The 15,938-nt window shown below is 69.4% G+C and carries 11 protein-coding genes; 3 read left to right on the top strand and 8 right to left on the bottom strand.

Translation table 11 applies throughout. The features are described from left to right. Window positions 1–52 precede the first annotated feature (52 nt). The 3 genes from ACIBSV_RS10770 to ACIBSV_RS10760 all read left to right on the top strand — a co-directional run bounded on the left by ACIBSV_RS10770 (window position 53) and on the right by ACIBSV_RS10760 (window position 3,815). The gene (locus ACIBSV_RS10770) at window positions 53–1,510 is read left to right on the top strand and encodes an MFS transporter (RefSeq protein WP_395861439.1); all 1,458 of its coding nucleotides are present in this window, start codon (window positions 53–55) and stop codon (window positions 1,508–1,510) included. Between the two features lie 746 nt (window positions 1,511–2,256). Then, window positions 2,257–3,174, top strand: a complete 918-nt coding sequence (locus ACIBSV_RS10765; protein WP_395861438.1) for an esterase/lipase family protein — start codon at window positions 2,257–2,259, stop codon at window positions 3,172–3,174. 497 nt (window positions 3,175–3,671) lie between these two features. Next, window positions 3,672–3,815 (top strand): hypothetical protein, encoded by a 144-nt coding sequence (locus tag ACIBSV_RS10760; RefSeq protein WP_395861437.1) that lies wholly within the window; start codon window positions 3,672–3,674, stop codon window positions 3,813–3,815. On the opposite strand, the gene ACIBSV_RS10755 is transcribed toward ACIBSV_RS10760, so the two are convergent. The 8 genes from ACIBSV_RS10755 to ACIBSV_RS10720 all read right to left on the bottom strand — a co-directional run bounded on the left by ACIBSV_RS10755 (window position 3,784) and on the right by ACIBSV_RS10720 (window position 15,895). Next, window positions 3,784–5,049, bottom strand: a complete 1,266-nt coding sequence (locus ACIBSV_RS10755) for an RNA polymerase sigma factor (RefSeq protein WP_395861436.1) — start codon at window positions 5,047–5,049, stop codon at window positions 3,784–3,786. The genes ACIBSV_RS10760 and ACIBSV_RS10755 overlap by 32 nt on opposite strands. A 623-nt stretch (window positions 5,050–5,672) precedes the next feature. Further along, complete coding sequence (locus ACIBSV_RS10750; RefSeq protein ID WP_395861435.1) at window positions 5,673–7,142, bottom strand: hypothetical protein; 1,470 nt, start codon at window positions 7,140–7,142, stop codon at window positions 5,673–5,675. Between the two features lie 1,102 nt (window positions 7,143–8,244). Then, a complete protein-coding gene (locus ACIBSV_RS10745; protein WP_395861434.1) occupies window positions 8,245–9,486 on the bottom strand; it encodes an MFS transporter in 1,242 nt (413 codons plus the stop codon). A 95-nt stretch (window positions 9,487–9,581) separates the two neighbouring features. After that, window positions 9,582–10,856, bottom strand: coding sequence for an aminotransferase class I/II-fold pyridoxal phosphate-dependent enzyme (locus ACIBSV_RS10740; RefSeq protein WP_395861433.1), 1,275 nt, complete (start codon window positions 10,854–10,856; stop codon window positions 9,582–9,584). Further along, on the bottom strand, window positions 10,853–11,689 hold the full coding sequence (locus ACIBSV_RS10735; RefSeq protein ID WP_395861432.1) for a GNAT family N-acetyltransferase: 837 nt from the start codon (window positions 11,687–11,689) through the stop codon (window positions 10,853–10,855). Before ACIBSV_RS10735 ends, ACIBSV_RS10740 begins: the two co-directional genes overlap by 4 nt. Beyond that, on the bottom strand, window positions 11,682–13,301 hold the full coding sequence (locus tag ACIBSV_RS10730) for an amino acid adenylation domain-containing protein (RefSeq protein ID WP_395861431.1): 1,620 nt from the start codon (window positions 13,299–13,301) through the stop codon (window positions 11,682–11,684). The genes ACIBSV_RS10735 and ACIBSV_RS10730 overlap by 8 nt, the downstream gene beginning before the upstream one ends. After that, window positions 13,298–13,924 carry a hypothetical protein gene (locus ACIBSV_RS10725; protein ID WP_395861430.1) on the bottom strand — a complete coding sequence of 209 codons (627 nt, stop codon included), beginning with the start codon at window positions 13,922–13,924 and terminating at the stop codon, window positions 13,298–13,300. Before ACIBSV_RS10725 ends, ACIBSV_RS10730 begins: the two co-directional genes overlap by 4 nt. A gap of 1,224 nt (window positions 13,925–15,148) precedes the next feature. Beyond that, window positions 15,149–15,895 (bottom strand): class I SAM-dependent methyltransferase, encoded by a 747-nt coding sequence (locus ACIBSV_RS10720; protein WP_395861428.1) that lies wholly within the window; start codon window positions 15,893–15,895, stop codon window positions 15,149–15,151. Window positions 15,896–15,938: the final 43 nt, after the last annotated feature.

Here is a 15,938-nt window from a genome sequence, read left to right as displayed (position 1 = left end):
GTCCGCCTCGGACCGGTGCGAGGCCGCCATCACGTCCAGCACGGAGTTCGCCATGCCTGCACCCGCCTTCGAGCCTGCGTCCGCGCCGGCCGCTGCACCTCCCGGATCGCCGTCCCGGGCATCCCTGGTCGTCCTGAGCGCGGCAGCCGGTCTGGACGCGGGCAGTGTGGCGGTGCTCAACAGCGCGCTGCCCAGCATGGGGGCCGACCTGGGCACGTCCGCGCAGAACCTGTCCTGGGCGGTGACCGGGTACGCGCTGGCGTTCGCCGGGCTGCTGCTGTGCGGTGGCGCGCTGGCGGATCGCTTCCGGCGCCGGCGGGTGTTGATGGCCGGCCTGCTGACGCTGACCTGTGGCGCGCTGCTCGCGCTCGTCGCACCCGCGTTCTGGCTGGTCGCGGTCGGTCGGGTGGTGCAGGGTGCGGGAGCCGCGATCACGATGCCGGCGGCGACCGCGCTGGTGGCCGATGTGTATCCGAGCGGGCCGGCACGGTCGCGCGCGTACGGCGTGTTCGCGTCCGCCCAGGCGGGCTGCTACGGGGTGGGCCTGGTGCTGGGCGGCGTGGTCACCAGCGCGGTCGGCTGGCGCTGGGTGTTCGTGCTCCAGGTGGCGGTGGCCGGTGCGACCGCGGTGGCGGCGTGGCGCCGGTTGCCGGCGGGTACGGCCGGTCGCGCGCGGCGTCCGGACCCGGTGGGCTCGTCGGCCCTGGTCGGGGCGATCGTGCTGCTCGTGCTGAGCGCCGACCTGGCCGCACGACCCGGCGTACGTGCGCTCGCGGGCGCTGTGTTCGTGGCCGCCGCGATGGCCACCGCGGTGTGGTGGCGGCGGGGTCGCGACCGAGACCCCGGCGCGGTGCTGCTGGATCGGGGGCTGCTGCGCTCGAGCGGAGTGCGGACGGCGGCGATCGTGGCGGCGGCGTTCTACTTCTGCGTCACCGGATCGTTGTTCCTGCTGCCGCTCTACCTCCAGCAGGTACGCGGGCTGAGTCCGGCGCAGTGCGGGCTCGCGGTGTTGCCGGTCAGTATCGCGGTGGCAGGCGCGGCGCTGCTCTCCGGCCGGTTGCTCCCCAGATTCGGTGCCGGACCGGTGCTGGTGACAGGGGTGCTGCTCACCGCCGGCGGAGTGCTGCTGTGGTGCCTGGCCGGAGCCGATACGTCGTACTGGGGGCCGGTCGCGGTCGGACTCGTGGTGAGCGGGATCGGTCAGGGCTTGGCGTTTCCGGCGATCACCACGACGGGTCTGCGCGACGTGCCGCCGGCCGCGCACGGCACGGCATCGGCGGTGACCGTGACCGCCCTTCAGATCGGCAGCGGCGTGGGTCCCACCGTCCTGGCCGCGATCGCCGGCGCGGTCGGTCCCACCGCGCACGGCGATCCCGGGCCGATCGGCCACCACGCCGCCTACGCGACGGCGGCGGCCGTACTGACCCTGGTCGCCGTTCCGGTGGCGGCCCGGATCGGTCTCCGGCGCGCGGCGAACGGGCGTCGGCCCGAGCGGTCCGGCGACCGCTGAGGCCGGGCTGACCGTTCGTCGGATTTCCGGGCAGGACAAGGGCGTTGGCGTGGACCTTGTCCGACGGCGCATCCGGGGTGGAGTCCGGACCGCCACGACGCCCCAGCCGGATCCTGGGGGGAGCAGTATCCGCTCCAGGAAGCGGGGCAACCCGGCGTCGTCCACGGCCTGCAACCACGGGATCGGCGACACGAGTCGATCGAGTCCCCGGTGACCGTCTCCTCCGGGACCGCACGCAACGCGTCCGGCACCGGGTCCTCGACCAGGCACGGTCCAGGCGAGCGCCGCGCCCACCGCACCTCGGCCGGCCGCGGGCGTGGACGTCCCCGACCTTCCGGACGAGACGCGTTCCGCGGTGCCGGCCGGCCGAGTTCCGGGACAGCCAGTGCCTTGACCCGGCTGTCCCGAACAGTCCGGGACAGTCCGGGACGGCCGCGTGCCATTGACCCGGCTGACGCGAAATCAGCAAGCTGTGAGCAGTCCCGCCGGACGCGCAAGGATCCCGCCCCGAACGCGTCAAGCACTTCGACGGCCCGGGACAGGCGATGCCGCTGCGCCGGATCCGACCACCGGTCAACAAACATGTGTCTGCGCGATGGCTCGGCGAATCCCGGCGGGAGCTCAGAGATTCCCTACCCGAACCGACAGGGAGCAGCCCTTCAGGCGAATGCGCACGCCCGGGTGACTGCGACTCTCGGTGCGGTGCTCGCGCTCGGCACGCTGTCCGATATCCGAAAGGAGTGCGCATGAGAATCCGCTCGTCCTTCGCGACGCTCATACTGAGCGCCACCTTCATGTTCGCTACGACCACTACGGCGACCGCTCTCGACCGTTTCGATGCAACTACATCCGACCAGGCCGCGATCGAGGCCGGACCGCCTACACGCAAGGACAGCACGCAGCGTCCCGTCTTCTTCGTCAAGGGGTACACGCCCGGCGACGCGTGCGGCAGTAAGTGGAACTCCGCGGCCACGCTGTTCAACAGGTCGGGCTGGGAGGGCCCGTTACACCGCGTCGGCTTCTACGAAGAAGACGATCCGGAGTGCGACGTTCGCATCGACCCGGAAGGGAAGGGCACCGTCGACACGTCCCTGAAGGATCTGGGGCGCGGGCTGGCGTGGAAGATCCACGACATGTACTCCGTCAAGGGGCAGACCGTCGACCTCGTCGGGCATTCCATGGGAGGGCTCATCATCCGTGCCGCGCTGGCTGGATACGCGAAGGGCGACCCCACCTGGCCGGACACGCTGTACGTGGAGGATGTCGTCACCCTGGGCACTCCGCACAAGGTTGCTTGGATGGGCGCCGGCTGCCTCGCCAACCTGCAATGCCGGGAGATGTACTACCCGCGCGGAGCCTTCCGGAGTTGGCTCGGGCCGAAGCTCCACCAGGCGCAGGGGGGAACGGACTGGACTCTTGTCGGCTCGAATGCCGACTTCTCCGTCAGCGCGGGGAATGGCGCCCCCACCGACGTCGGGGCGCAGCACCTTGTGCGGTACTCGGAGCGAGCGGACCTTGACCACAGCCAACTGCGTACGGTCCGCCGGGCCGGCGCGTTCCCACTCCGATACACCAACAACGGTGGCGCCTGGGGAAGCCAACGGGATGGTGCCGCGCCCTTACGAGTGACGATGAACGCGCTGTACTGGCACAGCCGGTGGTGAACCGGCCCGGTTCGCCGCGACGGTAACCGTCGCCGTCCGTCCCGTCGCCATGGCCGACGGCGCACCACTGCCCTAAGGTGCCCGCACCGAGGGCGCCTATTGAACGGGGGCGGTTGGGCAGACATCACGGAAGCCGGTCTGGCTGTTGCGCCGCCACTGAACGCGCAGGTTGCGGGGCGGCTGGGCCCAGTCACCGGTGAGCATGACGGGGGTGTCGTCCCGGTGGTGACCGGGACGACACCCCCCGTCGGGGTTGTACTGCCGGCGATAGGGTGCAAAACGTGACACGCCGGCGCGTTGGGAAAGCCGACCGACCAGAGAGACCGGCCCGTGCCGCGCCGGAGGGTGGGCCGGCGTGGGCGACGTCGCCTGGGACGAACGCCTCCTCGCGGTCGAAGAGTTCGTGCACGATGTAGTCGAGGCCGCCCGGTTCCCGCACCGACGACGGCGGGTGCAGGGCCTGGTGCCTCCTGTCCGGGGCCGCGAACACGCTCTCCGTGGGCATCGCGCCGGCCGCTTGGGCGTGGCCCACCGTCCGTCTGGGCGACATCCGGCGATGGTGGAACCTGGCCCCGTACGCGGCCACCGTGGTGGTCTCCTGGTACGCCCTCACCCGGCTCCCGGCCGGGGAGAGCGATTGAGAACCGGAACGGTGACCACCACCAAGTCGCGAGAGCCGGATGAAGGCCGCCTGTACGCGGTGATCCGCTGGCCGGCCCGGATCATCGCCGTGATCGTCGTGGTCCCGCTGCGACTGCTGTGGGAACTGCTCAAGCTGATCGGCAAGGGGATCCGGATCCTGTGCTGAACGTGGTTCCTACGCCCGATCCTCAAGGGCCTGAAGATCCTGCTGTGGGACTGGTTCGACGCGAATCGACCGGTGCCCGGCGGGTTCGTCGCCTCCCGGCCGGCCGCGACCGCGAGGCGTTCGAGCACCGCCGCGGCCTCGGAGCGCCATCCGGGAAGAATCGGCACGATCAGCGGCGGCGCGGCGACCGGCGTGGTCGGCCGATCGTGGTCGAACCCTCTGGAGACCACGCCCGCGCCGACGAGCACGGCTGCGGCGCCCAGGGGCGCGAGGACGTAGCCGAAACGGCGCCGAGCGTTCGGGCGCGGACTCGCCACAGGGTTCGCGACCTCGGCGAGGTGATGCAGGAAATGGGTCCGCAGCTGCCGGTGCCGCTCGTCGGTCAGGTCGGCGACCACCGGTGCGCGGAGCGGACCCTGGTCGATGTACTCGGTGTGATCGGATTTCACGACGTCTTCTCCCTTTCCTGCCGAACCGCCGGAAGGCGGTCGGCCCTTGGCTGTCCGCGCGGTGGGGACGGGTTGCGTCTCCTCCGCCATCAGGTCGCGCAGCTTGCGGCGGGCGCGGGACAGCCGCGAGCGCAGTGTGCCGATCGGTACGCCCAGGGCTTCGGCCGCCGCGGCGTAGTCGAGTCCCGCCCAGACGACGAGGGTGAATACCTCGCGTTCGGGCCGCCGCAGGCGCGCCGGCGCACGGTGCGCGGCGGCCAACTCCTCGGCGTCGGCCGATCGTTCGACGACCTCGTCGGCAAGATCGGGGACCGACTCGCAGGCCGGGATCCGGGCCAGGGCCGCCTGATAGCGGCGGGCCGCGCGGGCGCTGTTGCGCAGGACGTTGACGGCGATCCCGAACAGCCAGGGGCGCAGGCTTTCGCCTTCGGGGGCGACCTTGGCGCGCAGCCGCCAGGCCTCCAGGAAGGTGAGCGAGACGATGTCGTCGGCGAGGGAGGGATCACCCGTGACGCGGGCGGCGTGCCGGTGTATGACCCTGGCATGGGCGTCGAACAGCGCGGCGAACGCGTCCGGGTCGCCTGCGCGTATTCGGGGTCTGAGTTGGTCTTGGTCCACACCATGCTCTGTCCGCGCGGACCTGAGGGTTCCCGGTTTCGGCCGACTGGCTGAGTCTGCGCCACCGCACGATAGTCATGGAACTGCAAGGTCGGGCTACGCCGCGTTTCGACCAGGCACGCCGGGAGCGTCGCAGCACGGTCCAGGGGGTCATCCAGGCGCGGACGGCCCGGATCACCCGGGCCCGCCACGGCACTGGGGGCGGCGGGGCGGTTCGGGTCCCCCTCCTTCTCCGGCGTTTCCTTCTCCGGCGTCGTCGCGGGGCTGCGGCGCCGGGGCGTTCCTCGACCCCCGTTCGGTGAACCGGACCTCCCAACAGAACGAGAACGCGCAGTTCACCAGAGTCCGATGGCGACGGATCACCGGGTCGGAGCGGACCTGGAAGTCGGCCCTGCCGAGTTCGTCCTTCATCTGCTTGCAACTCTGCTCGAGCCAATGACGGATCCCATAAACGCGGACAATCTTCGTCAGGCCGGCTGCGGGGTGCGGGCCTTCGTCCTCGCGTGGCCCACCCGGGCGGGGAAGATTGGTGGCGCTGGACCAGCACGAAATCCCACTGTCGAAGTCCTGGCGGACTCTTGACATCCGACCTCGCCCATCCAGGATCACCGACAGAGTCAAGGTCAAAGCGAGCGTTGGGCTTTGAGGTCGATGCCCTTGTCCTGGTGCGCGGCGACGTGCCGGATGGCCGTCATCTGCCTCGGAATCCCGACATTGACCTCACGGGCCGATCCCTGCCCTGGGCCGGCCAGCGACGAGAGCGGGAGGAATGCGGTTGCGGCCAGTGCGGCGGGAGCTTGAGCCGACGTCCCCGCCGATTCCGCGTCCAGGGCCGTCAACCGGTTGCGCACGGGAGCGGCGATCACTTCCTCGCCACCCATGGGACGGGCGTCGGTCGCCTTCGCGGCCTCGGGTGCCTTGGGTGCCTCGGGTGCCTTGGGTACCTCGGCGGCCTTGGGTGCCTCGGCGGACCTGTGTTCCTCGGCGGACCTGTGTTCCTCGGCCGACGGGGCGGGCGAGGGGGCGTTCAGACCGAGCCAGGGATTGCGGGTCGGCCGCACAACCGTCGTCGGCTCGGATCGGGGCCCGTCGTGGGACGGCGCGGCGACCCAGCCCCGGGACTCCAGGGCCTTCCGGGTGGCGACGTGCTGGAGATCGCGTCGCAGGTCGTTGTCGAGCAGCGTGTCGTCCACGTCCGTGGCCAGCAACAGGTCTTTGTCCCCGGGAAGTCGGCCTTCCCGCTGGAGGCGTTCGATGGTGGGGACGAGGTCGCCGATCTCGGCGACCACAACGATCGTTCCCTGTTCGATCGCCCGGGCGAGCTCGGGTTCCTCACCGCGTTCGAGTTTCGCCACGGACTTCTGCGCGTGGGCGCCGTACTGGACCCACAAAGCGGTTGCGTTGGGAAACCGCCGCTGGAACGCGATGAGGTTCCTCGTCCGGTCGTCGACGACGACCATGTGACGGTTCCCCGCGGCGTCCTCCACCTTTTGCATGTTCTCGGGCACCGTCTTGTCCGGGGCGATCGCGGTGCCCACGTACAGAGGCTCACCGAAATCGCGGCTGACCTCGACGGGCGGAACCACGGTCGGCGCGATGCGGGGATCGACCATCCCGATGTCGCCGAGCTTGTGATGCTGGTGCTTCGGCTCGCCCGCGGACCAGGCCAGGACCTCCACACCGCGTCGGATCAGTTCTGCCAACTGCTCCCGGGCATGCGGCAGGAGGGCCTGCGCAACGGGGACGCCCCGGACGATGGTGTCGGACACCGTTCGGACGAACCGGTCGCGGTCCGGGGCCGGGCCCATGTCCAGCGGGGCTTCGAGAGCGGCCTGTGTCGTCTCGCGCAGTACGGGGACCGGCGCCCCCTCGGGGAGCCGCTCCCCGATGCCCGCCCGCACTCGGTCGGGAAAGTAGAGCGCGTCATAGAGACGCTCGGCCACCTCGTCGGGGGCACCGTAGCTCTTCTCGCCGACGCTGCTGCCCCAAGCATGTTCGATCTTGGCCGCAACGAGTCGGGTACGAGCGTCGAAGACAGCAGGCTCGGTGGGAGAAGCGTCGCGTGCCGAGTCCACCACTGGCGGAGGCCTCACTTTCGAACATCGTGGGCGTCCGCCCGAGTACGGGAACCTGGCGGGCCGCGGGGCTTTGTCCAACACTTGCCCGACCCGAGCGGGGTCGCGCTCGGCGGTGCGTGGACATGGAGTTGCCGCGGGCGGGCAGGGGGCCACATGCCGTGCGGAGCCATGTCGGTTCCCGACGGCGCGTGCCCTTCGATGTAGGACGTTAACGAGCGGCTCGCGCGCCGGAATCCGTAGAACTACGGTACCTCGGCTGCGTTTCGGGGGATCCGCAGGCCAACGGCCCCCATCAAGCCACCCCTGGCCCATCCGCGACGCCTCGGCCACGCCGAATTTCGAGCGGCCTCGAATCCTCTGCGCCCGGTGGTGATCGTGGGCATCGAGGATCATCGCCTCGTCGCGGGCCCGGGCTCCGCCGCCGGGTACGGCGATTCCCGCAACGTGCGGGGGCGTTCGACGCGCGCGGTGGCGTGCGACGACGTCCCTGGCCCGGCTCACATGGGCGTCCGCCTCGACACCGTCGCCGAGAAGCTCCCGATACGCGCGGCCACGCGCGGCCGTCGAGGTCGGCACGGCACCGGGCAGCGGCAAGATCACAGCCGCGGCGAGCCCACTCGCGAACGCCTGCCCGCCCCGAGTGAACCTGGGCGCCTATCGCGGCCCGAGACGCGTTCCTGCGGGCTTCCTGCGGACCCGACGCTTCCGGGTGCGCCCCACACCGGCGTGTGACGGTGGCGGGGCAGCACGACCGGGCCTACGTCGGCGTCGTCCATCTCGCGGACACCGCCGCCGGCGGAAACATGGGCCGAGGCGCGATCCGCCCGCCACGTTGCCCGGCGTTCGGGGAGGTGGGCGGTATGTCCGACAGCCCGCAGCCTCCGTCGAGGGTCGCCGGTGGCGGAGACCGCGACCTGTCGTGACCGGGCGGACGCGGGCCCCGACGCGGTGGCCGCGGTTCGCGTCGGGCGTCGCGAGGTGTTCGTCCAGGTGTCGGGCATTGCGAGGTATTCGTCCGAGTGTCGGGCGTCGCAAGGCATTCGTTCGAGCGTCGGGCGTCGCGAGGCATTCGTCCGGGCGGCACACGCCCTCGCGGGATTCGGCGTTCGCCCGCGCGTCACGCGCCTTTGCGGGACCCGGCGTTCGTGCCGGGCGGTGTGAGTGCGTACGCGTCCGGGCCTTCCCCCTTGCCTCGGCCGAGGAGGAGGGGCACCAGGCATGCGGCGGCCACGCTGATCCCCGCGGCGGCGAGCAGGGCCGTGGACGTGTGGTGTGCGGAGCTGCCCATCAACGGGGCGGCCAGGAGCGAGCCGAGAGGAGCGCCGCTCAGGTTGACGGCGGAGGACACGGTCGTGACGCGTCCCGACATCGCGGGGTCGGTCAGGCGCTGTCGCAGCGTCAGGAAGGCCACGTCGAAGATCCCACCCGAGGCGCCGACGGCCACGAGCCCGGTGACGACGATGATCGTGGATTGCCCGGTCGCGAGCACGGCCAGGCCCACCGCCTCCACTGCCATGCCCACGGCTAAGAGGAGCGGTTCGCGTCCGTTGCTGTCCAGGCGCCCGAGGATCAACCCGGCGACGATGCCGGCCACGCCGGCAATGCCCAGGAACACGCCCACCGTCGCCGCGCCGCCGCCGCTCCGGGTCACCAGCGCGATCGGGATGACGACCTCGTGGATTCCGTTGGCGATGTTCAGGACGCAGACCACGATCGCGAGATTGCGCAGCCGCCGATGCCGCAGGAGATATCGGACTCCGGTTCGGGTGTCCTCGAGCAGCGAGACCTTCGCGGGCGCGGGTCGCGGGCCGGCCGGCCGGGTCAGGGCGATGCCGGCACCCACGGCCAGGGGGATGGCGACCATGAGCAGGGCGGATCGGGCGCCCATCCACGCGGTGAGCGCACCCGCGGCGGCGGGGCCACCGATCAACGCCGTGACGTAGGTTGCGCTGTCGAGCCCGTTGGCCCGTTCCCATAGAGGTTTCGGCACTCTCAGTACGACCAGGCAACGCAGGCCCGCGTTGGTGAACGGGCTGGTCAACGAGGCGACACAGACCAGCATGACGAGCAGCACGGCCGGGAGCAGGCGGTGTTGGCTCAACAGGGGAATCGCCAGCGTCACCGCGCAGGCCACCGCCAGGTCGACGCCGACCAGGCGTACCGGTTCGCCGCGGTCCAGGAAGGCTCCGGCGAAGGGGCTCACGAGCAGTCCCGGCAGGAGACGACAGCACAGGAGGACCGAGGCCAACGCCGGGGAGTCGTACTGCTCCAAGGCGAACAGCAGCAGGGCCACGTGCGACGCGGCATCGGCGAATCGCCCGAGGAAGACCACGAGGATCAATGGCCCCAGGTCGCCCATGCGGATGAGGTCCCGATAACCCGGGACCGGCGGCGGGTGTGCTGCCGCCGCCGATCCAGCCGGTCCCGCCGGAACCGAGACCGGTTCGGGCTCGGTCATTCCGGGAGGCGAAGAGCCGACGGCATCACCTCGGCGAGATGGTTGCGGATCTCACCGAAGGCGTGCAGGAGGTGATCGATCTCGGCGTCGGTGTTGGCCGCCGTGACGGTGATCCGCAGTACTTCACTGCCCTGTTCGACCATCGGATAGGGGCAGACGGTGACAAGGATGCCGGCTTGGAAGAGGCGATTCGCGGTGTCGACCAGAACGCTGCTGTCGCCGATGACGACGGACAGGATCGGGAAACCGCTGGTGTTGTCCACCGTGAAGCCCAGGTGGCGCAAACCGACCAGCGCCTTGTCGGTGAGCTGCCACAGACGGTCCCGCAACACGTCGCCGCGGCGCTCGTTGATGTCGAGCCCTGACCACAGGGTCGCCAATGAGGCGGTCGGTGACGGACCGGACAGGTCGTAGGGGGTGGCGAACGTCTTGATGAACTTCTGCATGGGGGCGGAACACGCGACGAAGGCGGCGAGCGAGGAGTACGCCTTGGAACAGCCGCCCACGTACACGACGTTGTCGTAGCCACTGTCGAAGTGGCGCACGATGCCGTTGCCGGCACGGCCGAGCGGGGCGCTTTCGTCCGGCTTTTCCCCCACGACCCCGAAGCCGTGCGCGTCGTCCACGTAGACCACCGCGCCGAATTCGGCGGCCAGGGCGGACAACCGCTGCATGTCGGCGTAGTCGCCGGTCATGCTGTAGACCCCGTCGACGAGGATGAGCTTGCGGGGGTTGTCCCGGTGCTCGTGCAGGAGTTCGCGGAGCCGCTCGAAGTCGCCTTGGCGGAAGCTGACGAGTTTCGCGCCGTTGTCCCGGGCGATCTTCGCGCCCTCGTACATCGTCTCGTGCCCGGACTTGTCCAGGAGGATGACGCCCGTTCGACCCACGAGGGCCGGTATGACGCCGATGGAGATCAGGGTGACCGTGGGCAGGATGAGTGTCTTCTCCGTGCCCATGAGATCGGCGAGCCGCTCCTCCAGGTCCACGTACAGGCGCGGACTGGCCACCAGCCGACACCAGCTCGGATGCACGCCCCAGCGCGCCACCGATTCCGCGACCGTGGCGGTCATCTCGGGATCCAGGTCCAGACCCAGGTAGTTGCAGGACGCGAAATCCACGACCCAGTGGTCCTCGTCGACGCGGATACGCCGGCCGTCGATGCCCTGAGCCGTGACGTCGTACTGCCGGACGGTGTCGAAGAGGCCTCCGATGAGTGCTCGACGGCTCTCGCGGACGCTCGCCGAAATCATCGCGTCGATGGCGCTGCTCATATTGTCTTCCTCAACGATCGGTTGTCGGTCCGGGTTTGCCGGAGGTACTCGCGCCGCCAGACCTGCTCGAAGCCGAGCTTCAGGGCGGCGGGTCCCGATTGGGCGTCCAAGGCGGTGGTCAGGTACGCGTGTCGCGCCCCCGACTCGCGGGCCGTTTCGAGCCGTCGACGCAGGAGCGCCGAGTAGATGCCCTTGCGGCGGGCGTGTGGTTCGGTGGCGGACTCGCAGATGAAGGCCATGTCCCGGCACAGGCCCATGGCGCCGGTGGCGACGGGCTCGCCGTCGAGGGTCACCAGCAGGAGGGTGAGTTCGACACCGCGGAGCCGGCGGCGCGTGAGGTTGTTCGCCAACCGACTCCGAACCGACGCGGACAGATCGTTGTTGTCGCCGTTGATGCGGAGGAAGGTGTCCAGATCACGACCGTGCGGGTCGATCTCGAGGATGCGCACGCGATCCGGTTCGACGCGCAGGACTTCGTGATCCGGGCGCTCGAACGCGGTGTCGTCCGTGAGGTCGTACCCGAACCAGAGTTCGTCCTCGGTGGGGACGGGCGAATAGCCGTGCGCACGGGCTCGGCTCGGCAGGTCCTCCGGTTGGTTCGGATCGGTGTAGAGGGCGGGGACCATGCCCCGCCGGCGATAGAAGTCCTCGACGGCCGCGAAGGTGTGGTCGCCGGAATCGGACACGGCCTGCGCGCAGTTGTAGAAGGCGTCGGCGTCCGCGAGGTGCGTGAGTTGGTAAGCCTCGTCGTCGAGCAGTTCGTCGTAGTACAGACACCACCACACGAGGTTGTTCGCCCGAATGGCGGCGTGTGCGGTCGGTGGGCTAGGCATGCGTCGCCTCCCGATCGAGTTCCGCGAGCAACTGGCGGTCGGGTTTGCCGGACGAGGTGAACGGCATGTCGTCGAGGTGTCGGAAGGTGTCGGGCAGCATGTGTGCCGGCAGCCGGTCGGCCAGGTGCGCGCGCAGCAGTTCGGCGACGAGAGGGTTGCCGTCGGGCGTCGTGTAGTAGACGCGGATGCGAGTGCCCAGGAGCGGGTCGTCCGAGGGGACGGGCAGCGCGACGCAGGACTGGACGGCCGGGTGCGCGACGGCCGCTGCCTCGATGTCGCCGAGTTCGACGCGGAACCCGTTCACCTTGACCATGTGATCGCGTCGACCCCGGTAGTGCAGTATCCCGTCGTGGTCGCGAACCGCGTGATCGCCGGTGCGCCAGAACCTGGCCGGCGCCGCGTGGAAGGGGCTGAGCACCGACTGCTGCGCGGTCTTGTCCGGCTCGCCCAGATAGCCGATCGTGTTGGTGGCGCCTCGGCACCACAGCTCGCCCAACTCGCCGGGCCCGCACAGTCTTCCGGATTCGTCGACGAGGATGATCTCGACGTTGTCGACTTCCACGCCCAGCGGAATGGGCGCGTCGGTGCGCAGGTGGTGCTCGCGCACCCATTGGCACGTGATGATGTTGGTCTCGGTGGGTCCGTAGATGTTCGCTATCCGTACGCCGGGCAAGGCCGCTGCCAGGGACCGCAGTTGGGGTGTGGGAAACGGCTCTCCGGCGTACATCACGGTGCGCAGCGCGGTGGGCGACTCACCCAGGCCGCCTCGGTTCATGAGCGTCACGAACGTGGACGGCGTGGTGTAGAGAATGGACGCCCGTGAGGCCGTCAACAGGTCGACGTACGCCCGATGCCTCGCGTCTCCGGGGCGGTTGCGCTCCCAGTCGAAGGTGATCAGCGTGGCACCGGCGGCGATGGTGTCGAAGACGTCGAAGACGGACAGGTCGAATCGGAAGGGCGCGCGGGACATCACGACATCGTCGGCCGTGAGCTCGAACTCCTTGCGCATCCAGTCGACGAATGCGCATGCCGCGCGGTGGGTCAGCATGATGCCCTTGGGAACCCCGGTGGAGCCGGAGGTGTACAGGACATAGGCCAAGTCCTCGTCCACGACCCGGCGATGCATCGGGGCGGCGCTGTGCTTGGCGATCACATCGAAACCGTGCGTGCCGGTGTGCGTGGCGCCCGGGGCGCAGAGCGTGACACATTCGAGGCCGGGGGCGTCGAGTATCTCCCGGTGGCGGTCGAGGACGGCCGGCTCGGCGATCAGCACGTCGATCCCGGCCTGGTCGACGATTCCCCGCAGCCGGGCGGTGGGGCTGCGTTCGTCCAGGGGCACATAGGCGTAACCGGCTTTGAGAGCGCCGAACACGGCCGCGATGGACCACGGTGTGACAGTCGCGAGTACGCCCACATACGGGCGTTCGTTTCGGGCGGCGCTTTTGGCATCGACCAGATGATGGGCCCAGCGGTTGGACAGGGCCTCCAATTCGCCGAATGTCAGAGTGGTCCCGTCCTCGTGGCGGACGGCCACCGCGTCGGGCGTTTCCCGTGCCGGTTCGGCGAGATACTCGTGCAGGAGGCGAGAAACGGTCCTGGCGCTGTCGCTCATCGGAGAAACTCCCGGTCGGTTTCGGGCACCACATCGAGTATCCGGACGTCGACGAAGCGCCCGCGCAGCGTGGTGTGATTGCGATGCGGCGGCAAGGCGACCGATACGCGGCGGCGAGTGAGTGAGGATTCGACGGCCTGTGCGGCATCGTTTCGCGTGTAGCGTTCCAGACACCGGTCGTATACGGCGCGCCTTTCGGATGCCTCCGCCGTTTTGCTCCATGTGGCGATGGCGATGAGATCGTCTGCGGCACAGAGTTCGGTGAGGATTTCCAATGTGGCATCCAGATACGGGAAGACGTTGAAGTGGAATATCCAGACCGCAGGACCGACGGGGAGGTGCTCGGGTCGCACGGTGTCGAGTCGCCGACGCAGGAGCAATCCGCCGGGATCCGGCTCGGTGGCGGGCGCTCGGCCCGCGAGTCCGGGCGCCAGGTGCGGATCGACGCAGACGTAGTGGTATCCGAGACGTCGGGCCATGTCCTGGTACTGCTGACTGGCGTCGCCGATCGCGATGAGGCTGCGGTATGTGCGCCGGCGGTTCGTGGTCAGATATTCCTCGACCATGGTGCGTTCCTCGCCGATGAATCCCTGAGCAGCAGGAAGCACGACCTTGTCGAGCATGGCCCCGAACGGCGGGGGGAGGAGAGTCCCCGTCTGGAGGACCGATGCTTCGATGCTTAATGTGTCGCTCGATCCGAGCGACACTGCTTCGACCGAAATGATCGTGCCTTTCGTTCGCGAGGCGACTGCGCACGACGAAGGCGCCTCGTGACTGCGATGCGAAATACCGCGCTCTTGCGAGCGAATCTTTATCAGGATCCGGGGAATCCACAAGAGGGTTGCGCATCCATTTTCGGAGCGAGTGGATTGACTGCCTCGATGCATGTCCGGTGGCGCCGAAGAAACATTCTTCCCTGTCCTGGAGACTCCGGAGGACGAACCGTGCTCGCCGGATCGCAATTTCTTTTGGAATATTTGCACGTCGGGCAGGTGCTGGGAAGATCGACTGGCGTAATTATTTCTCGGCCTGAGGAGTAGTGTCACTCGCGGTGAATGGGCATATAGCGGGTTCTCGGCTCGGCTACGCCGCACCCAGAGGCTGAGCCACGCCGCACGCCGCACGCCGCTCCCCGCGTGCCGCCGACGGCACGCGCCACGCCCGGTCACGTGATCGTCGAGCAGGCCGCGGGCTGGTCCGGGGATGGTCGGTCGCAGCGCCCGTACGGCAAGGTTTCGTTGTTGATCACAGACGTTAGGAGGCGGTTCGCGGTACGTAATCCGTAGAACTACGGGACTTCGGCGGCGGTTCGGTACATCCGCGGGTCGACGGCCCATCGAGCGCACACCCGGTCCATCCGCGATGCCTCGGTCGACGCCGAGGCCCGGCGGCTTCCGCACGCCCACGCTCGTTGCGTCCCCACGCCCGGAGCTGGGAACCGGGCTGGAGAACCCCACCCGACCACCGTTCCGTTCCCCCCTGTCCGTCCGCGTGCTCCGGGAACAGCACCGGATCCATCGCGGCCCGGAGTTCGGCGCCCCCGCTCGTAGTCGCGGGTCGGCAGGGCGGCCCTGCCCGGCCCGGTGAGCCGGTCGGCCGCGTCCGTACGAAAAGCCGGTTCCTCGGCCAGGGCGCGCTCCACCGGAGTCTCGCTGCGGGACAGGTCCTCGCCTGCGGTGACCAGCGTGTAACCGAGAAACCAGGTGGCACGTGCGTCATCGACCGGGTCGTCGGCGACCGTCACCGAGGTCGAACGGGACATCGGCGCGCGACCGTCGGATCCCGTACTACCGGGCTCATCACCGCGGTGAGTTATTGCCGGTGGCGGGATGTCCGTGGCAGCTCGGTCAGTCGGCCGTCCAGCCGCGGAAGATGCCGACGCAGCCGCGGACGGACAGTTCGTGGTGATCGAAGTGCCGATCGAGCTGCGCACGGAGGTCGTCCAGGGTGTCGCCGTCGTTGTGGAACGCCCCCTGCTTGTTGAGCAGCCGCATCGCCTTGCGGGCGGCGAGGGACACCGGGACGCCGGCCGACAGGACCGTGGTGCCGAAGACGACACCTCCGGGGCGGACCACGGCCGCGGCGTGCGCCAGCACGATCCCCTTCTCCCGCAGACTTCCCGGGATGCAGTGCAGCAGATAGCTGATCCCGACCGAGTCGTGCGAGCCGTCCGGTACGGGCAGCGGCTCCAGCACGTTCGCGCGCACCGTGGCGACGTGGTAGCGGCGCAGGCGATGTGCCGTGTGGGCCAGGGAGTTGGGGTTGAGGTCGACCAGGGTGATCCGCGGGTCGGGCACCGGGAACCGCGCGTGGTGGAGCAGGTACCCGCTGCCCACGCCGATGTCCATGTGGCGCGCACCCACGCCGGTGTCGTACAGGCGTCGGGAGACCGTCGGCGGGCAGCGCCACAACAGCGGTGCGGTGCCTCGGTACACCACGAGGTCGTAGAGGTTGAGGAAGGGTTTCGAGTATCCGGCCTGCCCGTCGAGGACGGCCTGGTCGAGGTGGTCGAGCGGCTTGTCGTGGGCGCGTTCGAGCGGCTTGGTGTCGAGGCGTTCGAGCGGCTTGTTGTCGCTGGTGCTGTCGGACGTCATCATGCTCCTTGGGTGCCTCGGGGTGGTTGGCTGTCGTGGTCTC

The organism is Embleya sp. NPDC050154, assembly GCF_044460165.1.
GTDB lineage: Bacteria > Actinomycetota > Actinomycetes > Streptomycetales > Streptomycetaceae > Embleya.
Note: the sequence above shows the minus strand (reverse complement) of the source record. Positions and strands in the feature narration are given on the sequence as shown.